The organism is uncultured Bacteroides sp. (assembly GCF_949298305.1).
Taxonomy (GTDB): Bacteria; Bacteroidota; Bacteroidia; order Bacteroidales; family Bacteroidaceae; genus Bacteroides.
The window spans coordinates 1-21,260 of the sequence record NZ_CASFWU010000046.1; the positions used below are offsets into that span (position 1 = coordinate 1).

Sequence of the window (21,260 nt, forward strand, 5' to 3'; positions counted from 1 at the left end):
TGACAATGCGCGACGTAGAGACGCAAAATTTTGCGTCTCTACCACAGGACGGGAAAAGTTGCAGAAGGAAATGAAAGGCGGAGAGAGGATGGGAGGGAAGAGGACAGAGGTATGAAGATGGACAGAAGAAAATGGCAATGCGCGACGTAGAGACGCAAAATTTTGCGTCTCTACCACAGGACGGGAAAAGTTGCAGGCATCGCGCGCCCCGATTCCTTACACCCCACAAACCACCATATCCACCGTCTCGCCACGGCTGAACAGCCCCTCCTCCGCCTGCATCAGGCGTTTCTTCAGGCGGAACTTCTGCTGGGACACGGACGACGGGGACACGGCCATGAAGGCGGCGGCCTGCGCGTTGCCGAAGCGCAGGCGGATGAGGAGACAGAGCTGCTGGTCGGCGGGGGTCAGCGTGGGGAAACGCTGGAGCAGGCGGGCGGTGAAGCCGGCATAGACGCGGTCGGCCAAGGCGCGCAGGTAGTCCCAGTCGGCATCGGCCAGGAAACGGGGAGCGCGGGACAGCTGCGAGACGACCTCGTCGGTGGCCACCAGTGTGGACGAAAGCGACTGCACCTGGTCGTCGAGGCGGCGCAGGCGGTCGCCCTGGGCCTTCAGCAGTTCCAGGTCGGGTGGCAGGGGGCGGCTCTCGAAGGCCTTCAGGCGGCCGTGCAGGCCCTCGTTCTCGGCGCGCAGCTCGTCGTTGCGCTTCATCAGGCTCTTCAGGGCGGTCTCGATGTCCTCGCGCATCTCGTCGGTGAGCGGCATGTCGGCCAGGCAGGCCTCCAGCTCGGCCATCTCGCGCCCGATGCTGTGCAGGTCGTTCTCGTTCTCATTGAGGCGCACCATGTAGCGGCGGTATTTCTTGTCCTTGAGGTGGCGGTCCACCAGGACGTTGATCCAGATGAGGGCCAGCAGCAGCAGGAAACTCAGCGAGAACGAGATGAACTGCGCCCGCCCGTCGGACGGCGCCACGCGGATGCGCTTGCCGCCGGAGGCCTCCTTGCTCTGCTCGTAAGCCTGGTGCAGCCCGGCTATGAGGCCGACGGCACGCGCGCTGTCCACGGCTCCGACACGTGCCAGCGAATCGGCACGGCAGAGGGTCTGCTCGTATTTCAGCATGATTTCATCGGCAGGCTTGGCGCAGGCCGTCAGGACACCGGTCAGGAGTATGACGAAAAGATGTTTGGGCTTCAGCATGGTTGTGTATGTGTTTTCATTCAGACACACAAAAATAGCACAACTTTTCCAAACGGAGGGGACTTACGGGAATTTTCTTTCGTCTGTCAGCATCTGTTACCATCGGGCCGGGGGCTGACGGCGGCAAGCGCTCCCCCGCCCCATCCCCGCTCAGAATGCCTTCTGACGAGGGGGTACCACGATATACGACTGAGGGTGCCTAAGTATAGGACAGAGGGTATCTAAGTATAGGACCGAGGGTGCCTCGGCATACGGCCGTGACTGCCACCCTCCGGAAGGCGGCAGGACAGCCCCGGCAGGTTGTCCGCATTTTTCAGCGTTCAACAACTGCCGGCCGGCCGAGGGGCGGTCAGCGGCGGCCTGCCTGGGCGGCCTTCATCTCCTCGCGCACCAGCTCCGCCTCCGTGGCCGACAGCCGTGGCAGCTTCACCGTCTGGGGGCTTTCCTGCTGGTAGGCCTTCACCTCGTTGATGAGCAGTTGCCAGTCGTAGAGGAACTCTTCGGAACAACCGTGGCGGCGGTAAATCTCCCTGGCCGCCTCCAGTATCTCGGGGGCGCAACGGTCGTCGCCCTGGAAGACGACGGCGGGGATGTCGTGGTGGATGCAGTCTCTGAGCAAACGTACTTGATCTTTCATGCTTGTTTCTGTATTCTTTATGGTTCAACCTTATTCGCCTCCCCTGCCCGTCCGGGGCAGAGGGACTGCAAAGATAGTGTGTATTTTCAGAAAAATAAGTTGGAAAATAGCGCAAAAAAACGTATATTTGGGGAAAACGAATCAAGGCGTATGGCAAATCCGAACATGCCGGGCGTACCCCCGTCGGAACAGGCGCTGTTGTACAGCAAGTTGAACGAATACAACCGCGGCAGGGCCTCCTACAAGGAGGTGGGGGCCTATCTGGTGGTGATGCCGCGCGCCGGACAGCCCGCCTACTCGCTCTGGATTTACTCCCCCCTGCCCGAACGGCAATCCATCTTCTACATCTGCGACCTCACCGCCGACGTCCACGAGGCTTTGCGCACGGCCAGTACGCTGTGCTTCTACTCGCCGCGACCGCTGCTGATGGTGGAGTACAACGCCAAGCGCATGCAGAGCAAGGGCGACGACCTGGTGTTCTTCGGGAAATACCGCGGGCACTTCCTGCACGAGGTGCTGCGCATCGACCCGGCCTACCTGAGCTGGATAGCCTTCAAGTTCCAGCCGCAGATACCCAAGCAGGAACGCTTCGTGCAGATAGCCCGCATCTATCACTCGGTCTACCTGGACGTGCAGCGCAGGAAGCTGCGGCCGAAGGCCTCGGGGCGCTACCTGGGAAAGGAGGGGGAACGGGTGGAGAACCTGACCTTGATGGTGCAGAGTGTGCGGGTGGAGGACAATCCGTACAAGACACAGGTGCGCAACGGCGTGCGCTGCTTCTACGTCAGGCAGGTGCTGAAGCTGAGGGACGCGGCGGGAAACGCCGTGCTGATGCGCATCAACGCGCGGACATCGAGCCGCGAGTCGTGCCAGCTGCCTGCCACGGAGCATGCCTTCCGTACGGGGGAGACCCTGCGGGTGGCGTCGGCACGCATTGCGGGCACCTATATGTCGGGCAACGTGTGCCACACACGGCTGAGCCACGTGAAGTTCGCGCAGACGGTATGAGAGGGTAAAACATGAAGAAGCCGGGAGCGAGGGAGACAAGCCGTCAGTCCGGTATATATACTACCTCACATGGGGCCAAACTCCCTCACTCCCGGCCACCTGACTCCCAAGAGGCGCTTTCGTCCTCCGGCCGGCGAAGCCTCACGCCTCGCGCTGGATGAGCACGGTGGCGTAGGCCGAGATGCCCTCTTCGCGTCCGGTGAAGCCCAGCTTCTCGGTGGTGGTGGCCTTGATGGAGACATCGTCCTCGTCCACGCCCATCACGTCGGCCAGTGTCCGTTGCATGGCGGGGATGTGCGCCTTCAGCTTGGGGCGCTCGGCGCAGACGGTGGCGTCGACATTGCCCACGGCATAACCCTTCGTGGCAATCAGCTCCACGGTCTTCTTCAGCAGAATCTTGCTGTCAATGTTCTTGAACTCGCCCGCCGTGTCGGGGAAGTGATAGCCGATGTCGCGCATGTTGGCGGCACCCAGCAGGGCGTCGCAGATGGCGTGTATCAGCACGTCGGCGTCGCTGTGTCCCAGCAAGCCTTTCTCATGGTCCAGGCGGATGCCGCCCAGCCACAGCTCGCGACCCTCCACCAGGCGGTGGACGTCGAAGCCGAAACCTACTCGTATCTTCATGGGGATGGTTGGTTTGGATGGTTATCGGATGTGGAAATCGAGCACTTTCTCCGCTCCCAGGTAGCCCTGCAGGTGCTGGCCTATGCTGACGGGGCCCACGCCGACGGGCGTACCGGTGAAGAGCAGGTCGCCGATTTTCAGGGTCATGAAGCGGCTGACGTAGGCAATGATGTCGTCCACGCGGAAGAGCATGTCGGCCGTGTTGCCGTGCTGCACGGTGCGGCCGTCGATGTCCAGGTGGAAATCCAGCTGCTGCACGTCGCCTCCGGCCTGCTCCAGAGGGACGAAGGTGCCGATGGCGGCCGAGTTATCGAACCCCTTGCAGAGCTCCCACGGATTGCCCGCTTCGCGGAAACGGCGTTGCAGGTCGCGGGCCGTGAAGTCGATGCCCACGGTGACGGCGTCGTAGTAGCGGTGTGCGAAACGCGGGGCGATGTGCTTGCCCAGGCGGCAGATGCGCACCACGACCTCCGTCTCGTAATGTATCTCATTGGAAAAATCGGGCAGAAAGAAGGGTTTGCCGTCCTTCAGGATGGCCGAATCGGGCTTCAGGAAGATGACCGGCTCGCGGTTTTCCTGCGTATGGCCCAGCTCCCGGTTGTGCAGGGCGTAGTTCATGCCCACCGCTATTATCTTCATTATTCTATTCCATTAAAGTTCAAACGGTTAAACATCACTGCCAGATGGGCATAGAGGGAGGTGTTCTGCACCACGATGTCCTCGGGCACGCGGATGCGGAAAGGGGTGAAGTTCCACACGGCCTTGATGCCGCCTGCCACCATCTTGTCCGTAATGGACTGCGCTATCTCGATGGGGACGGTCAGCACGCCGATGTTGACCTCGTACTCCTGCATCTTTCTCTCAAATTCATCGGTGTGGAAAATGGGGATGCCGTTGAGCACCGTGCCCACCAGGTCGGGGTTGATGTCGAAAGCGGCCACAATCTCCAGGCCGAAATGGCTCAGACCACTGTCGCGCAGCAAAGCTCCGCCCAGGCTGCCCACGCCGAACAGAAAGGCCTTGTGCAGGTTGGTGAAGCCCAGAAAATCTTCCAGCACGGCAATCAGTGCGTCCACCTCGTAGCCCACACGGGTGCGGCCGGAAATATTGACATAGGAGAGGTCCTTGGCAATCTGGGAGGCATCAATGTTGGTCTCTTTGGATATCTGCGTAGAGGACACGAATCGTTCGCCCCTCTGTTTCAGCAACTTGACGTTGGAAAGATACCACGGAAGACGGCGCAGGGTAGGCTCTGGCACCCGCGACATCTCTTTGTTCTGTGACAAACTGCTCATCATATTCTCTCCATTATCAGATTTATGAAGGACAAAAATACATCATTTTTTCCAATGTCTTAAGGAAGAAAGGAAAAGGTTAACATAATTTCTACGTCAAATTGCAAAACTCGGGCCAAAGCAGTATTTTTGGCACCAAATATAAAACATACACCATGGCTAAAAATACAAAAAGCAACGACTGGAAAGACCGTCTGAACGTAGTTTACTCCACCAACCCCGACTTCCGCTACGAAACCGAAGAGGAGGAGGAAACCACGACCCTGCCACCCGCGCAACAGAAGCTGCGCGTGCAGCTGGACCGCAAGAACCGCGGCGGCAAGGTGGTAACCCTCGTCACCGGCTTTGTGGGTACAGAAGACGACCTGAAAGAGCTGGGAAAGCTGCTGAAAAGCAAATGTGGCGTGGGCGGAAGCGCCAAGGACGGCGAGATTATTGTGCAGGGAGACTTCAAGCAGAAAGTCCTCGAACTGCTGAAAAAGGAAGGATACACACAGAGCAAACCGGTGGGATAGAACAAAAAAAGGGATGTGCCCGCAGGACACATCCCTCTCCCATCCGATTCGGATTGATTATTCGGCACGCAAGGTGAAACGCTTGAAGTCGATGACCTTCAGTTCGGGATCGGCTTCCTTCAGCACTTCTCTTACAGTCTTCTTGGCATCCATTACATCTTCCTGGTTCAACAGACAAACTTCCTTCAGGAACTTGCCCAGACGACCTTTGGCGATGTTCTGAATCATCTGCTCGGGCAGGTTGGCAGCCTTTTCGGCAGAAACCGTAGCGATGATTTCCTTAGCCTTGGCAACATCTTCTGCTGTAATCCAGCCCTTGGACATGTTGCTTTCCATGTGGTCTTCGCTGTCAACGTGAGCGGGGTTGATGCCGGCCTTCTTCAGGGCAGCCTCAACAGCCTTCTGTACCTGCTCAGCCTTGGTCTTCTCAACGGCCACTTCGATTTCCTTCTGCTTGATTTCCTCAGACACTCCGTCTTCGTCGATGGCAATGGGGTTCATAGCGGCAATCTGCATGGCCACCTGCTTGCCCAGCTGCTCGTCAACCGGCTTGTTGAAGGCAACGATTGTGCAAAGACCGTTCTTGTTCATGTGGTTGTAAACTACTGTGCTGGCGCCCTCAACGGTGCAATATCCGTCGAGTTCCATCTTCTCACCCGTGATACCGCTACGGTCTGTCACAGCCTGAGCTACAGTAGCATCGCCCATCGGCAACGCCTTCACTTCGTCCAGCGTCTTGCACTTGTTGGCAACAGCCAGATCCAGGATGTCCTGAGTCAGTTTCACAAAATCAGCGTTCTGAGCCACGAAGTCAGTCTCACACTTCAGAGCGATGATAACGGCAAAGTCACCGGTAGTCTTGGCCAGTACGCAGCCTTCGGATGCCTCGCGGTCAGAACGCTTGGCGGCTACAGCCTGTCCCTTTTCACGGATAATCTTCATAGCCTTGTCGAAATCGCCCTCAGCGTCGTTCAAGGCATTCTTGCAGTCCATCATACCAGCACCGGTCATTTTGCGGAGCTTGGTTATATCAGCCATTGTTACAGCCATAATATCTTTCTTCTTTTAATAGTGAATAATAATCTTTTATATAACAAAAAAGAGTTGAGAACAGAGAATTGAGAATTGCCGTTTAAAGTAACTCTCAACTTTCAATTCTCAACTCTCTTTATATTAAGTTAAGCCTCTTCGTCTTCCTTCATGAAAGCGGCAGCCTTGGATGCATTGATAGCTTCCTCGTCAGACTTGTCGAGTCTTGCCTTGGTAGCTTTCTTCTTGCCCTTTGCGGCAGGAGCCTCACCGGCAGCTTCCATGTCCACCTTTTCAGCCTTACGTTCTTCCAGACCTTCCTGCATAGCGGCGCAGCAAGCGTCGAGGATGACTTCTACAGACTTGGTAGCGTCGTCGTTAGCCGGAATTACGAAGTCGATGTTAGTCGGGTCAGAGTTCGTATCTACGATACCGAATACGGGAATACCCAGACGGTTAGCCTCACGAACTGCGATATTCTCCTTCATTACGTCGATAACGAACAGTGCGGACGGCAGACGAGTCAGGTCAGCGATAGAGCCCAAAGTCTTGTCCAGCTTGGCACGCTGACGGGAAATCTGCAGGATTTCTCTCTTTGACAGGTTAGAATAAGTACCATCGTTAGTCAGCTTGTCGATGGTAGCCATCTTCTTCACAGCCTTACGGATAGTCGGGAAGTTAGTCAACATACCACCCGGCCAGCGCTCGATTACATAAGGCATATTCACAGAGGCAGCCTTGTCGGCAACCACCTGCTTGGCTTGTTTTTTAGTAGCAACGAACAGGACTTTCTTTCCTGATTTGGCGATTTGCTTCAAAGCTTCAGCAGCTTCGTCAATCTTAGCAACCGTCTTGTTGAGGTCAATGATATGAATACCATTGCGCTCCATGAAGATGTAAGGAGCCATTGCGGGGTTCCACTTTCTCTTCAGGTGACCGAAGTGGCAACCGGCCTCCAATAATGTATCAAAATTTGTTCTTGACATTGTCTTAGTTTCTTTAAATCGTTTACTTTCTTTTTTGTTTTTCTAAACCAACCGCCGGGTAGCCTGTATTTCAAGAGTCCCGGTAGTTTAGATGCTAAACGTACCCAGTCTACGAGGTTATCAGTTGACAGTCTACGAGCCAAGCGACTTATAGACACGTTAACTTGTCCACTTGTTAACTTATGTAACTGATTAACGTTTACTGAACTGGAATCTACGACGTGCTTTCGGACGTCCCGGTTTCTTACGTTCAACAGAACGCGGGTCGCGGGTCATGAAGCCTTCAGAGCGCAGAGCTGCCTTGTCTTCAGGATTAATCTTCACCAATGCGCGGGCAATAGCCAGGCGGAGAGCCTGAGACTGGCCTGTGAAGCCACCGCCGCAGAGGTTCACCTTGATGTCATATTTCTCGGCTACGCCCAGCTTGTTCAACGGTTGCTTAACCACATACTGCAGAATGCTTGATGGAAAGTACACTGCGAGGTCTCTTTTATTAATAGTAATCTTTCCAGTACCTTCGCTTACGAAAACACGCGCAATTGCGCTTTTACGTCTGCCTAATGCATTTACTACTTCCATTATCTATTATTTAAGTGCGTTAATATCAATCATTTTCGGGTTCTGAGCCTCGTGTTTGTGCTCGCTGCCGGCATATACATACATATTACCCAGCAATTTGGCGCCCAGCTTGTTCTTGGGCAGCATACCCTTTACAACTTTTCTCAGCAACTTGTCATCACCGTTCGGCTTTGCCTGCAAGCGGGCAGGGGTGATTTCTCTCTGACCACCGGGATAACCTGTATATGACAGATAAACCTTGTCATTCCACTTGTTTCCGGTCATTTTCACTTTGTCGGCATTGATAATGATGACATTATCGCCACAATCTACGTGAGGAGTAAAGTTAGGTTTATACTTTCCTCTCAACAGTTTCGCAACTTTTGCGCCCAGACGGCCCAACACCTGGTCGGTAGCGTCAACAATGACCCATTCTTTAGTCACTGTGGCCTTGTTTGCAGAAATGGTCTTGTAACTTAAAGTATCCACTCTTAATTCTTTTTTAAATGTTACTACTAAATGTTTTTCTTCACCACGAATCAGCAGTCCCGGACAAAGAACGACTAACCCGCTATGAATTAATTGCTTATCCTTTTTTTAGATAATAATCGGCTTGCAAAGGTACTGATTTTATTAGAACTGACAAACCTTTTTTTCTTTTTTTCTAATAGAAGTCAGTGGTATACTGTCATTTCCCCTATCCGGGATAAGTCGGAAGCCCGATTCCAGGAGGAAGACATTTCACACCATTTATTCACCTGTTTCCTACCCAGCAAGGCCGGCCAGCGGAACGAACGGGCACGGTGTACAGGCCATCCAAACACGTCAAACGGACGACATACATACGGCGTAACGGGCCCATTTACCAACTCCCAAAGCACAAGTACCACCGGAACGGGCCGAAAAGAAAGAGGATGCACCCCGTTGGGTACATCCTCCTGCAACTTTAATCTCACAAATTCGGAATGCACAAAGTGACGACTTCCGCCCGCCTCCCTACTCTTCCTATTCAAGAGGTGCATTCCGGCACGTATTCTCCGCTCAACGAACAATATCTTCCGGGAATTTGTCCGGCATCACCACCCGCTTCCAGGTCTCGTGGAACCAGCAGTTCAGTTCGTTGCCGTTCAAGTCGTTCTTGATGAAGAACTTCAGATAAAGGATGTCGTCGTCACCCAGCTCAAACTCCAGAATATTATCCTTGTTGTCCAACATCGGAAGATGGATGTTCTTCTCAATACTTTCCTTGTAGCTGTTGTCCGTCAATTGCTCGTAGGTGCCATAACCGGTAATGATGGCATCCGAACCCGGTATCAACGTAAAGTTTATGATACGTCCGTCGTCGCTGAGAATCTTGAACGTATTGCTGGGTTTCAAGGCGCCCGGCACATCAGCCGACTCCGACACGTAGTGGCACAACTGCCAAATGCCTTTCAAAGGCGCGGGTTTAAAATTAGGTTTGTCCTGAGCAGTAGCCCCTGTTACCGCCAGCAGCAATACTGCCAACATGGTAAAGAAAAAATGCCGTTTCATATTCTATAAGATTTTAGTTAACGATGTTCAGTGTGTTTGTCACAAATATAAAGACAAATTTTGGAAAAATGATATTTTAGGCACAAAAAAAACTGCACAATTCTTGAATTATGCAGTTTTTACTTTTAAATCCATACCCAAGAAGCCTCAATGCCTCCTTCCGGCAGCAGATTCGCCGTCTGAGAGCATCAGAATTCAGCGTTGCGCGGTGTACGGGGGAAGGGAATTACGTCACGGATGTTGTTCATACCCGTCACGAACAGCAGAAGACGCTCAAAGCCAAGTCCGAAGCCCGAATGCGGACAGGAACCGAACTTGCGGGTATCCAGATACCACCACATATCCTTCATCGGAATGTTCAGCTCCTGAATACGGGCCAACAGCTTGTCATAGTCGGCTTCACGTTCGGAACCGCCGATTATCTCGCCAATCTTCGGGAACAGCACATCCATGGCACGCACGGTCTTGCCGTCTTCGTTCTGCTTCATGTAGAAGGCCTTGATTTCTTTCGGATAGTCCGTCAGGATAACGGGACGCTTGAAGTGTTCCTCCACCAGATAGCGTTCGTGCTCGGAAGCCAAATCAACCCCCCAATAGACGGGGAACTCGAACTTGTGCCCTCCGGCAACGGCCTTTTCCAGAATCTCGACACCTTCGGTATAAGGCAGACGCACAAAGCTTTCCTTCAGCACTCCCTGCAGACGCTCTATCAGTCCCTTGTCGAACATGTCGTTCAGGAACTTCACGTCATCGTAACAGTTGTCCAATGCCCACTGCACACAATATTTGATGAACTCTTCGGCAAGGTCCATGTTGTCGGTGATGTCATTGAAAGCCACTTCCGGCTCTATCATCCAGAACTCGGCCAAGTGACGCGGCGTATTGGAGTTTTCGGCACGGAAAGTGGGGCCGAATGTATAAATGGCGCCCAGCGCCGTAGCGGCAAGCTCGCCCTCCAGCTGTCCGGAAACGGTCAGACTGGTCTGCTTGCCAAAGAAATCATCGTCGTAAATGATGGAACCGTTCTCATCCTTCTTCAGGTCGTAAAGGTTCTTGGTGGTCACCTGGAACATCTGCCCGGCACCTTCGCAGTCCGAAGCCGTAATAATAGGCGTGTGGAAATAGAAGAATCCACGTTCGTGGAAAAACTTGTGAATGGCAATGGCCATGTTGTGACGAATGCGGAACACGGCACCGAAAGTGTTTGTACGGGGACGCAAATGGGCTATTTCACGCAGGAACTCCATCGAATGTCCCTTCTTCTGAAGAGGATATGTATTGTCGCAGGTTCCCAGCACTTCAATCTCCCGCGCCTGGATTTCGGCCTTCTGGCCGGCACCGACAGATTCTGTCAGCACACCGTTCACACTCAGGCAGGCACCGGTTGTAACATCCTTCAGCACTTCGTCGTCAAAGTTGGCCAAATCTGCCACAATCTGTACATTATTGATTGTAGAACCGTCGTTCAGTGCAATAAAGCCTACTTGTTTGCTACCTCTGCGGGTACGCACCCAGCCTTTCACGTTGACCATTGCGCCAAAGTCATCGCGCTTCAGCAGGTCCACAATTTTTGTTCTACCAATTTTCTCCATAATCTTATCGTATTTTTTAAGCCTTCATTCCGCATCCGGAAGTTCTTCCGACACGGACGATACGGATGCCCCGGGGCAGGCACATCCTCACCGCCGGCACCAATCCGCATCGCCCATATCTGAAAACATCCGAACAGTCAATCAGACCTTCTTCTTTATTGTATTAAAATATTCATTATTCAAACGACCCCATGCGCAAGAAGTTCACCTCCTGTTCGGTCAGGTACCGCCAGTCGCCGCGGCGCAGTCCTTTCTTGGTCAGACCGGCAAAGTAGACACGGTCCAACTTCACCACTTTGTAGCCCAACGACTCGAAGATGCGGCGGACAATGCGGTTCTTGCCGGAGTGTATCTCGATGCCGATGTCGTTCTTCTTGTTCTCGTCCGTATAGCTGATGGCATCGGCATGTATTTCGCCGTCATCCAGCTGTATTCCGGCGGCTATCTGCTCCATATCGGCCTTGGTGAGGTTCTTGTCCAGGTGCACGTGATAGATTTTCTTCTTCAGGTACTTGGGATGGGTCAGTTTGGAAGCCAGGTCACCATCATTCGTCAGCAGCAGCACGCCTGTCGTGTTACGGTCCAAACGTCCTACCGGATAAATACGCTCCTGGCAGGCTCCCTTCACCAAATCCATCACCGTACGGCGTGCCTGCGGATCGTCCGAGGTAGTCACCGTATCTTTCGGCTTGTTCAACAAGACGTAGATTTTACGTTCGATGTTCACCGGCTGGTCGTGGAACTTCACCTCGTCGCCGCGCTTAATCTTGGTGCCCAGTTCGGTCACCACCGTTCCGTTGACAGACACCACGCCGGCCGTAATGAACTCGTCGGCCTCGCGACGCGAGCACACGCCTGCATTGGCCAGATATTTATTCAGACGAATCGGCTCGTTCGGGTCAACGAACTGTTCCTTGTATTCTATCTGCTTCTTCTTGCTGTACTTTGCATTCGGATCGTAATCTGCCGTCCGGCGACCCGGCCGGTTATTGTTGCCCCGTCCAGCCATGCCCGGCTTGCCGCCGTTCGGATTAAAACGTGGACGTTGCGGACGGTCGCCCTGGAACGGACGTTGCGGGCGGTCACCCTCCTCGGCATTCGGATTGTAGCGGGGACGCTGCGGACGCAACGAATAGTCCTCGTTCTCGCTGTTATAACGCGAATGATAGGGACGGTCGCCGCCCTCAGCATTCGGATTGAAGCGGGGACGTTGCGGACGCTGCGGGCGGTCTTCGCCGGCACCGCTGTAACGCGGCCGATAGGGACGGTCGCCGCCTTCGGCGTTCGGATTGAAACGAGGGCGTTGCGGACGCTGCGGGCGGTCTTCGCCGGCACCGCTGTAACGCGGCCGATAAGGGCGGTCGCTTCCATAAGAGCGGTCGCTATTGTACGGACGGTCTGTATTGTAAGAACGCTGCGGACGGTCGGCATTTTCAGCATTCGGATTGAAACGCGGACGATGCGGGCGGTCGCTGCTGTAGGCGCGCTGCACACGCTCACCGTTTTCGTTGTTAAATCTCGGGCGATAAGGACGATCGCCATTTTCGCGGTTGTAAGACGGACGGCTGTAGTTTCCGTCAAATTGATTACCATCACGGTCACCACCAGAATTCTCCGCTGAGGAAAAAGCATCACGCCATGTTTCGTTTTCTGTACTCATTTGTTTGTTCGAATAAAATTAGACTTTGGCCTCACGGCCTGTTATATTTGTTTTCAACGTGGAGGAATTACCTCTTTCCCCTAAACAAGCGACACCCGTCGGTTGTTTGCAGGAAACAACAAAAACGCCCTGAAAAAAGCAATTCCTCCTAAAAACAGTCTTTCAGGGCTCCTGCTCGTCAGATTCCCGTATAGGTATGCGGAGTGATTACCCGCAGTTCCTGCTTCAGGTTTTCGCTGACATCCAGTCCTTCGATAAAATTCCTGATAGACTCTTCTGTGATAGCCTGGTTGGTGCGCGTCAACGCCTTCAGGGCCTCGTAGGGATGCGGATAGGCCTCACGGCGCAGGATGGTCTGAATGGCTTCGGCCACTACGCTCCAGCAGTTGTCCAGGTCGCGGCAGATGGCCGTTTCGTTCAGCAGCAGCTTGCGCAGTCCCTTGAGCGAGCTTTGGATGGCGATGACGATGTGTCCGAAAGGCACACCGATGTTGCGCAGCACCGTCGAGTCCGTCAGGTCGCGTTGCAGGCGCGACACGGGCAGCTTCACGGCCAGATGCTCCAGAATGGCGTTGGCCATGCCCAGGTTGCCTTCGGCGTTTTCAAAATCAATGGGGTTCACCTTGTGAGGCATGGCACTGGAGCCCACCTCGCCCGCCTTGATTTTCTGCTTGAAGTATTCCATCGAAATATATTGCCAGAAGTCGCGGTTCATGTCAATCATTATGGTGTTGATGCGCTTCATGGCATCGAAGATGGCAGACAGGTTGTCGTAATTGGAAATCTGCGTAGTGTATTCCTCGCGTTCCAGCCCCAGCTTTTCGGACACGAAACGGTTGCCGAATGCCTTCCAGTCATATTCGGGATAGGCCACATGGTGCGCGTTATAGTTGCCGGTAGCGCCGCCGAACTTGGCTGTCACGGGGCAAGCCTTCAGCACGGCAAGCTGACGCTCCAGACGATAGACGAACACATTGATTTCTTTTCCCAGACGGGTAGGCGAAGCTGGCTGGCCGTGCGTCTTGGCCAGCATAGGGATGTCAGCCCACTCTTCGGCATACGTGCGGAGCTGTGCTATGAGCTCCTCTATCTGCGGATAGTAGACATTGTGCAAAGCCTCCTTTACCGAAAGGGGAATGGAAGTATTGTTGATGTCCTGCGAAGTCAGCCCGAAGTGGATGAATTCTTTATAGTCATCCATTCCACCCAGCTTGTCGAATTCTTCCTTGAGGAAGTATTCCACAGCCTTCACGTCGTGATTGGTCACGCTCTCGATGTCCTTGATGCGTTGCGCGTCGGCCTCCGAGAAGTTCCGGTAAATGTTTCTCAAGGTTTCGAACACAGCCTTGTCCACGCCTTTCAGCTGCGGCAGGGGCAGTTCGCACAGGGTGATGAAATATTCCACTTCCACCTGTACACGGTATTTGATCAGGGCAAATTCGGAAAAATAGTCGGCCAAAGCCTCCGTCTTTCCACGATAACGGCCGTCAATCGGAGAGATGGCGGTAAGTAAATCCAGTTTCATACGTCGTATTCAGTTGATAATTATCAGGCTGCAAAATTACGGCTTTTTTCTGAGTTTTCCCCCTTAGAAACATTTTTTTTGAAACGTTCCGGCCGCAAGTGCCGACAAGGCTCCAGTCTCCGGGCGGGCTTCCCTGGCAGGTGCTCGCCTCCGCCCGAAGGAATGCAGCATTTTTTCGCCCGGAACGGACTGCCCCTGCCCGCGGTTCCGGCCCATCCGCTTCCGCGAGATGAGCCATCCGGCATGGCCGAAGGCACAGCCAACCGGCCGGCCGTTTCAGGAAGCGGGCGGCCTCGTTCCGGCGGCCTCGGACGGGTATATACGGCCGCCTCGGACCATGCAAGCATCCTCCGCGGACCGTGCAAGCATCCTCCGCGGACCGTGCAAGCATTCTCCACGGACCGTGCAAGCATCCTCCGCGAGCCGTGCAGGTGGCAGTTTCCGGGCACACGTTTTTATCTGAGAAAAGGCCCTGCGGCAGGGTCCTGAGGCTTTGTGGGCTGACGCTATCCGCACGGGACAGGCATGGCGGGAACGCTTCACGGCACGACACCGGAATTAGAGTCTACGGCTTCCTCGAGTCTGGGCAAGGCCGCTCGCCGCCTGAAGGGAGCATGCTTTCCGACCAGCCGGGGCCGGCATGGAAGAGGCGGCGGACATCAGGGCGCATCCATGGAGGTAATGTCCTTGACCGGGCGAACCACACCGGCATGTCTGCTCTCATTGACCAGAATAAAATTGCTGTGTACCCACCACATGAAACCGCTACGGTCACCACTTGCATAAGGGTATGTCCCATTCAACGAGAATCCGGTCTGGCACACATAATAACCGTCATAATCGGCATCCCATGCACTACGCGGCAGGCGTGTGGACATAATCAGCAATTCGCGTTGGTTGGGGATGCGGTAGCCTACCGGGCTTGGGTCATTCGTCTGGTAAAAAGTCCACTGGTTCCGCGTTCCAAAGCGGTTGGGATGTACTTCAAAATAAGTGTACGGCCGGTTGTCCGCATCCCGTTCGTTATGGGGCGCCAGTCTGGTCTCAAGATTCGTCCGCCTCGACTTTTCGTTCATATTGCTGACGTCAATCCGGTAGCGCATCGTTCCGCCCATCTGCTGATAGTCCACCAAATCAGCAGGCTCTTTATCCGGTTCATCCAGCGGCAGCCCCAGGTTGCGCAGACAGCGGTAGGAATAGTATTCTCCGTTATAATTCTTTTCCGAACCGCTTTTAAGGCCCAATGAAGCTCCCTCTTCCGACCACAGCACCCAAGGGTCGGTATTTTCCATATAGGAACTGGAAGTGTAGTGCCAGTACTTCTTCACCTTGCCGTCTTCGGTCCGGTCCACATCGTTGCGCGGATAAAGACGGGAGGGTTCGTCCAAGGCATATTCACCCAAATAGATGTCTATCAACTGGTTGATGCTGGCCAGGTACCAGCGTATTTCGTCGGCATCTACGATATTGTCGCCGTTGAGGTCGCGGTTGCGGATGAGGCAGGCATAGATGGCCCTGTTGTAGCCTGCATTCAGTCCGTAATGAGTGCTCGTATTCAGCACAGTGGTCCATTCCAATTTCCTGGGACGGGTTGCATAGTCATTTCCCAAAAGAATGCGAAGCGTGTTCTCGCGTCCGTTATCCTTGCCGGTAACAGTTCCCTGACTGATACTTCCAGTCCAGAGCCTCTTGGCCTCCATGACCGACTCCAGCCCCCAGCCGGTATCCAGTTCCGCCTTGTTCACATTGTAAACGGTACGGATGCTGCGCTGACGGAAGTAATACTGGGCCTTGACGATGCTCGACTGATTGTCCGGGCTGAACCTTGCATCGTCAACGATGATATACAGCTGGCGGTCATCCGTTTCGGCCATGCGTTTCCACAGCTTGAGGTCCAGCGCCGGCTTCTCCTCCGTGGGGTCATAGACATAAACGTTTTCATCCACAAAAGCAGTAATGCTCACATTGCCATTCTCATCGAAAACAGCGGACTGGTCTTTGGCCGCCTCTTCTCTCAGAAAGTTCATCAGTTGGTTCACATCGCGCAGGCGGGCATGCGGATAATTCCTGTCGGGAGTACTGTAATAAGGAGAGGGCTGATTGTTATGTTCCTCATCCACAGGAAACGGGTCGTTGTAATTCTGGTCGCCCGGATACTTTACAAGTTTATCATCATCCACACCGTATTCCCGGTTGACGGCAAACTTTATCCAACGGTAGTCGCGCAGATTGGCAGGAATCTTGCCCGCGTCGGCAACGACTTCATGCACGCCCCGGCTGAAGGGTGTGCTGACTCCCCAGCGGAGGATGCCGGCCGTGGAGCCGTCTTGCTTTTCCGTAAATCCGCTTTTGTTCAGTTTAATCAGGCGGCGGTCGTAATGGGAGTCGAAATAAAAAACGTCATGAAAGCTCATCACCACATCGCCGTCGTATCCCGGACGCTGTTCCTCTTCGCCCGGCATAACATCCACATCGATGCTGTCCACCCCCTTTATGGTAACCGTATATGTATAAGAATGGTTGCGCAGGGTCTCGTAGTCGTTGACATCCCCATCGGCATAGCCCAAGTGGACAGTCAGCCGCACATTGGCATAAGTCAGCTGCTTCAGGCCGTCCACCTCTTCAAAATAGGACAACAGGCCGGTGATTTCCACGTAAGTGGAGTTGGCATGGGCATACAGGAAGTCGCCGGGAGTTACGCTGCCGCCGGCATCCGTTGTTGTTTTTTCCCTTTTATCACGCAGGGCATAGGCTTTCTTCGCATCTGTTTCTGTGATTTTCTGTTTATACATCTTCCGGTTCTCCGGCATGTAGAACACGAAACTGCCACCCTGGTACAGGCTTCCCTCGCGGATGAAGTCCTCGAACTCGTAGACAGACGAAGCGAAATAGACGCATCCTTCTCCGTCGGCATCGCCAGGTCCGCCAGCATCCACTTTATCTCGGGGCAGGATAAACGACTGCCGGGGCACCTGCTTCACCCTCCAGCCGGTGGGCTGGAAAGAAAATTCAGTCTTGCTTGCATCCGGCGACATGGCTTTCACCACGAACTTCACTTTGGCGTCGGTGCGCTCCAGCTGCAACGTACAGCCCAAAGTTTCCGTTCCGGCACTCTCCACGGCAGGAATGGTCACCAGAGTGGGGTCCTTACCCGCCTGGGGTTCCTTCATTTTGGCATATCCTGTCATCATAAAGAAGGCACTGCGGTAGATGGAATTGTCGCGCATCGCCATCACTTTTGTTTTCAGCTCGTCCAGGGTTCTCACCGCGTCCAGTTCTTCGGCCGTCACAGTATAGGCGGTAGAGGTGCTTCCGTCGGCCAGATTGGCTATGCCCACGATGGTGGCATTGTTCAACGATTTGGTGCTGAATACGAGTTTGCCCGAGTTCAGAAGATTGTCTCCGCTGTCATAACTCAATCCGCTGCCCGGCTTGCAGAAGAAACGGTCGTGCACCTCCCCTGCTTCATTGAATATCAGTATGTACACATTGTCTACCCGGTTCTCCGACGCTTTGTCTTGCGCGGTGCGGGTCTCCACGGCAGCCTCCGTAGCCCTGAATGCCAGCCGTACTGTTACGGGTATGCCTTCGGCCACGCGGTCGGGAAGGCCGCCGAAAGTGTCCTCCGTACAGGCCGCCAGGAGCAGCGCCGCTCCTGCCGCAGCCATCATTCTCGTCATTTTCATTATTATGTTCATAATCATCTGGAGTTTTAATCGAAGTCGGGCACAGTGATGTCAACATCCGCCCAATCCACCACCTCAAAGTCCACCTCGATATGCGTCTTCCCGCTGAGTGTCACGCCAATGTTCACCTGTTTGTTTCGGGGAATGGAGTTGAAACGGGTTCCGTCCATGTGCAGGAATGCCATCTGGGGGTAGTCACCGTGCTGAGTTTTGAACCCGATGGTATAGGGCGAAGCCGTCGTACCGCTGGTCCAGGCAAACGACGGATAGAGATAGCATATCAGCACTTTGCTCTCTCCGGGCCTGATGGTATAAGCCACTTCGTCCGTGTACACCTGCTCTTTATAAATCTGTTCGGGCGGCACGTCCAGTTCCGCTTCCTTGAAAAGATAGAAACTGTTGCCAAAGAACTGGCCGAAGGAAATTTCGTCCACACGGATGTCGGCTGTGAAGTTGTTCTTGACAGCCATCCGCAATTTGGCAACGCACCGTTTCAGTTCAACAGAGATTTGGTCTCCCCCTGTTATCTCATGATTTTTGCCCATCCAGCTCATGGGAAGCCCCTTCTTCGAATTTTCGGCCAGGAGTTCTGTGCCGCGTTTGGGGAAGAAAGCATAGTTTGGGTCAGTAATCAGCACTTTGCTGTAGTCTCCCGTTTCCACCGCCTGATTCTGCATGGTAAGAATGTCGGTGTAGTCCTGGCCGATGCTTGCCTCATTGACAACGACACAAATCTGCGCCGTGCCCAAAGGTACGTTCCCAATAGTAAGTACATAGTTCCCGGTGCTACTCTGTTGGGCCTTTGCCAGTTCATCCTCTGTGTAAAACCGGTTAATGGTAGTGGCATTGTTATTCTCCCGCAGCGAGTAAATGACAACACGCAGGGTATGAATGGCACTCTCTTCCACCGTCAGGTTGGTCTCATAACCCTCACTGGGAAAGCCGGTCCGTGTGGCAGCCTCAGGACGGGGAATGAGCAGGCGCACGCTTGTGGTGCGGCCTGCGGCAACGGAATCATCGGCCGTATCGGCACAGGCAACGCAGAACAGCAGAAGCTGCGAAAGCAGCCAGCAGTGTAGCAAGAAAGGTCTCGTGATGCACATATCTCTATTCATATAGTCGTTCAGGCCTATGGATTATTGACAGCATTTCCCTCGTCATCGTCGTCCCACGATACCGAAGTATCCTCTATATCCCAGTCCTTGATGGAGACTGTCAGGGTGATATCCTGACCGTCCATCACATTTTCAGGAATGACGGCCTTGTAGTTGTAGCGGCAGCCTGTGTACCATTGGTCCTCTACCACAACGCTGCCCCCATTCCTATCAGCGACCGTTTGTTCACCCGTGGCGAGCGGCACCGCATAACGTTTGGAGAACACCAGACTCCCGCCGTCTGCATACGCCTCGCGGATGTTCACAGTGAAAGTCACGATGATGCCAGCATTTTCCTGGGGGATGACAAGCAAGGGCGCGGAGGTGGCAGAAACACTGTTAGCCACGCCCAATGGAGCTTCCGCCGGATAAAAGGCGAACTCTTTCCTGTCGGAAGCATGGTTCATCCATGAAGGGGAAGACGTACTTAGATAATCGGCTTTTACCGCTATCGTCAGACGCAGATTGGTCACGTCTATGGAATGCGAAGCCAGCTTGTTCTCGAAAGTGAAGGTTAACAGAGACAGCAGATGACGGAACTTCAACCCGACTGCGCTCTGACTGTTGATAACACGGTCTGCCAGGACGGAAGTTGCCGAAGCAGTCATCAAATCCACCGCGGCATCGCCCGTGGCAGAGCAGTCAAAGCCACTGACGGTGACGGTACCTTCGTCGGTCACGGCAACGGCATCAGCCTTCAGTCCGGCAGGGTAAACAGCGTAGAAGTTATACGTCTGCCCCGGCATCCAATATTCCGTCCCCTGATAGGTGCATCCGTTAGCAGTCTTTGTCACTTCCCTGCCACTGAAGACATTGTTTCCGCCGTAGCCGCCCCACACATTGAAGCGGCTACCATTCGGAAGCTCTGTTCCCGTCACGGCAGCACGCGTTTCGGCCTGTGGGCTGAATCCAATGGATACAAGCCCGTCAACAGGAGGCTCGTCTACCACAATGGTGGTGCAGGCGGCCAGACAGAGAACAGCCGGGCAGAGGATAGAATATAGGGTGTACAACTGTTTCATTGTTTGTTTCCGGTTTTCAAACTATTAGTATGCTCCCATAGCGGATTAAAAGGAGGTGGCACAGTAAGCTATGAGAATCGTTATTTGTTGCAGACTAATGCCACAGTAGCCATGCGGCCGGTCAGGCAAGTACGAATTAAATGAGAATTAAGAATTATTGTTGGGGAGTGATGGAGGTATCACCAGTACTTTCCCAAGTATCAACATCAGTAACCTTAAAATCGATTTTAGTAAGCTTACCTTCATCATCAATATCGTCAGCATTAACCTCTACCGTATAATTGTAACGAAATCCAGGAGTCCAATTGCCTTTCTCTGTGTCCTGTATAGCACCGTCATAGTTCAAATTTGCAGTAAAGGTACCTTCCTTCAAGGGAGTTTGGATAGCCAGAGCAGTAGCATCATAGAAACTAGCCTTAAAGCTAACATTCAAGTTTGAATTTCTCTGCGGGATAACAAAGAGGTCTACAGCATGCGTTCCATCTTCTGCAATATCTGCGATATCCGCAAATGTATAAGTTCCAGTAGCTTCTCCATCCCAATCAATAGATGATGCAGTATAAGTTCCGGTAGCAGTCTTAACAGCATTTTCTATCTTGATTTCTGAGATTTTAAGCGTATAAGAACGAGAATCCGTATTAGTAAATGTAAACTTCACCTGTGACAACATGTGGTTGAAGTTAAAATCAACTGTTCCATAAGCAGATACATCGGTTTGTGAGGTTTTGGAAGCAAGAGCAGCTATCAAGTCTTTATCAGCAACAGTATAACCTTTGATAGTCAATGTTTTGTTTGCAGGTGCAAATTCCACATCCGACAAAGCTTCATTGCCATTAGAATATGCAGCAAATTCGTAAGCATTATTAGCTACCCAGTAAGCAGTTTTATCAGGTGTCCATGATTCTCCTGAACCTGTTACTGCAATATTTACATAATCAGGAGACCATGAGTTACCATGATAACCAAACACATTAAACTGTGTCAGTCCGGACTTATCAATTTCTGTCACCGCCCTTGTACTGTTATTCACAAACGAACCAAAACCAATAGCGCGGCCTTCCGCCATCTCCAGCACTTCACTCTGCGTGCAACTTGCAAAGACTACCACAGCCGTAACAAGCCAATAAAAATGTTTCTTCATAATTACTACTGGTGCGATAAAATCGCATTAGTTTTAAATATCATCAAATAACGAGAGTTCTTTGACATTTTGGTTTAAAATGATTGATGAGTCTTGCT

19 protein-coding genes are annotated in these 21,260 nt (G+C 53.2%); 2 read left to right on the top strand and 17 right to left on the bottom strand.

Annotated features, from left to right (window positions below):
- Positions 1–216: 216 nt before the first annotated feature.
- Both Q1Y74_RS07860 and Q1Y74_RS07865 read right to left on the bottom strand, forming a co-directional pair.
- Positions 217–1,197 (bottom strand): hypothetical protein, encoded by a 981-nt coding sequence (locus Q1Y74_RS07860; protein WP_300813616.1) that lies wholly within the window; start codon positions 1,195–1,197, stop codon positions 217–219.
- A 349-nt stretch (positions 1,198–1,546) separates the two neighbouring features.
- Positions 1,547–1,834: a hypothetical protein gene (locus Q1Y74_RS07865; protein WP_300813618.1), complete on the bottom strand. Its 288-nt coding sequence runs from the start codon at positions 1,832–1,834 to the stop codon at positions 1,547–1,549.
- Between the two features lie 150 nt (positions 1,835–1,984).
- Between Q1Y74_RS07865 and Q1Y74_RS07870 the strand changes: the two genes are divergently transcribed.
- Complete coding sequence (locus Q1Y74_RS07870) at positions 1,985–2,842, top strand: hypothetical protein (protein WP_300813620.1); 858 nt, start codon at positions 1,985–1,987, stop codon at positions 2,840–2,842.
- A gap of 141 nt (positions 2,843–2,983) precedes the next feature.
- Here Q1Y74_RS07870 and ispF read toward each other — a convergent pair whose 3' ends face one another.
- Genes ispF through Q1Y74_RS07885 form a run of 3 tightly spaced genes read right to left on the bottom strand, consistent with a single transcriptional unit; the run spans position 2,984 to position 4,761 of the window.
- Positions 2,984–3,466 carry a 2-C-methyl-D-erythritol 2,4-cyclodiphosphate synthase gene (gene ispF, locus Q1Y74_RS07875; RefSeq protein WP_300813622.1) on the bottom strand — a complete coding sequence of 161 codons (483 nt, stop codon included), beginning with the start codon at positions 3,464–3,466 and terminating at the stop codon, positions 2,984–2,986.
- Positions 3,467–3,487: 21 nt separating this feature from the next.
- Complete coding sequence (locus Q1Y74_RS07880) at positions 3,488–4,105, bottom strand: fumarylacetoacetate hydrolase family protein (RefSeq protein WP_300813624.1); 618 nt, start codon at positions 4,103–4,105, stop codon at positions 3,488–3,490.
- Positions 4,105–4,761 (bottom strand): redox-sensing transcriptional repressor Rex, encoded by a 657-nt coding sequence (locus Q1Y74_RS07885; protein WP_300813650.1) that lies wholly within the window; start codon positions 4,759–4,761, stop codon positions 4,105–4,107. The genes Q1Y74_RS07880 and Q1Y74_RS07885 overlap by 1 nt, the downstream gene beginning before the upstream one ends.
- Before the next feature lie 155 nt (positions 4,762–4,916).
- Here Q1Y74_RS07885 and Q1Y74_RS07890 point away from each other — a divergent pair, with 155 nt between their 5' ends.
- Positions 4,917–5,276, top strand: a complete 360-nt coding sequence (locus Q1Y74_RS07890; protein ID WP_300813626.1) for a translation initiation factor — start codon at positions 4,917–4,919, stop codon at positions 5,274–5,276.
- Positions 5,277–5,333: 57 nt separating this feature from the next.
- Here the strand turns inward: Q1Y74_RS07890 and tsf are convergent, their stop codons facing one another.
- The 12 genes from tsf to Q1Y74_RS07950 all read right to left on the bottom strand — a co-directional run bounded on the left by tsf (position 5,334) and on the right by Q1Y74_RS07950 (position 21,162).
- On the bottom strand, positions 5,334–6,326 hold the full coding sequence (gene tsf / locus Q1Y74_RS07895; protein ID WP_300813628.1) for a translation elongation factor Ts: 993 nt from the start codon (positions 6,324–6,326) through the stop codon (positions 5,334–5,336).
- A 128-nt stretch (positions 6,327–6,454) separates the two neighbouring features.
- Entirely contained in the window at positions 6,455–7,291 is an 837-nt protein-coding gene (gene rpsB, locus Q1Y74_RS07900) for a 30S ribosomal protein S2 (RefSeq protein ID WP_300813629.1), read from the bottom strand.
- A 192-nt stretch (positions 7,292–7,483) separates the two neighbouring features.
- On the bottom strand, positions 7,484–7,870 hold the full coding sequence (rpsI, locus tag Q1Y74_RS07905; RefSeq protein WP_300813631.1) for a 30S ribosomal protein S9: 387 nt from the start codon (positions 7,868–7,870) through the stop codon (positions 7,484–7,486).
- A gap of 6 nt (positions 7,871–7,876) precedes the next feature.
- On the bottom strand, positions 7,877–8,338 hold the full coding sequence (rplM, locus tag Q1Y74_RS07910) for a 50S ribosomal protein L13 (RefSeq protein WP_300813633.1): 462 nt from the start codon (positions 8,336–8,338) through the stop codon (positions 7,877–7,879).
- Positions 8,339–8,890: 552 nt separating this feature from the next.
- On the bottom strand, positions 8,891–9,382 hold the full coding sequence (locus tag Q1Y74_RS07915; protein WP_300813635.1) for a DUF4488 domain-containing protein: 492 nt from the start codon (positions 9,380–9,382) through the stop codon (positions 8,891–8,893).
- A 188-nt stretch (positions 9,383–9,570) separates the two neighbouring features.
- Positions 9,571–10,974, bottom strand: coding sequence for an asparagine--tRNA ligase (gene asnS / locus Q1Y74_RS07920; RefSeq protein WP_300813637.1), 1,404 nt, complete (start codon positions 10,972–10,974; stop codon positions 9,571–9,573).
- Positions 10,975–11,149: 175 nt separating this feature from the next.
- Positions 11,150–12,634 (bottom strand): pseudouridine synthase, encoded by a 1,485-nt coding sequence (locus Q1Y74_RS07925; RefSeq protein WP_300813639.1) that lies wholly within the window; start codon positions 12,632–12,634, stop codon positions 11,150–11,152.
- A 178-nt stretch (positions 12,635–12,812) separates the two neighbouring features.
- Positions 12,813–14,159 (bottom strand): adenylosuccinate lyase, encoded by a 1,347-nt coding sequence (gene purB / locus Q1Y74_RS07930; protein ID WP_300813641.1) that lies wholly within the window; start codon positions 14,157–14,159, stop codon positions 12,813–12,815.
- Positions 14,160–14,818: 659 nt separating this feature from the next.
- The gene (locus tag Q1Y74_RS07935; protein WP_300813643.1) at positions 14,819–17,857 is read right to left on the bottom strand and encodes a hypothetical protein; all 3,039 of its coding nucleotides are present in this window, start codon (positions 17,855–17,857) and stop codon (positions 14,819–14,821) included.
- A gap of 14 nt (positions 17,858–17,871) precedes the next feature.
- Positions 17,872–18,960, bottom strand: a complete 1,089-nt coding sequence (locus Q1Y74_RS07940; RefSeq protein WP_300813645.1) for a hypothetical protein — start codon at positions 18,958–18,960, stop codon at positions 17,872–17,874.
- A gap of 14 nt (positions 18,961–18,974) precedes the next feature.
- Entirely contained in the window at positions 18,975–20,021 is a 1,047-nt protein-coding gene (locus Q1Y74_RS07945) for a fimbrillin family protein (protein ID WP_300813647.1), read from the bottom strand.
- 154 nt (positions 20,022–20,175) lie between these two features.
- Positions 20,176–21,162: a fimbrillin family protein gene (locus Q1Y74_RS07950; RefSeq protein WP_300813648.1), complete on the bottom strand. Its 987-nt coding sequence runs from the start codon at positions 21,160–21,162 to the stop codon at positions 20,176–20,178.
- Positions 21,163–21,260 lie beyond the last annotated feature (98 nt).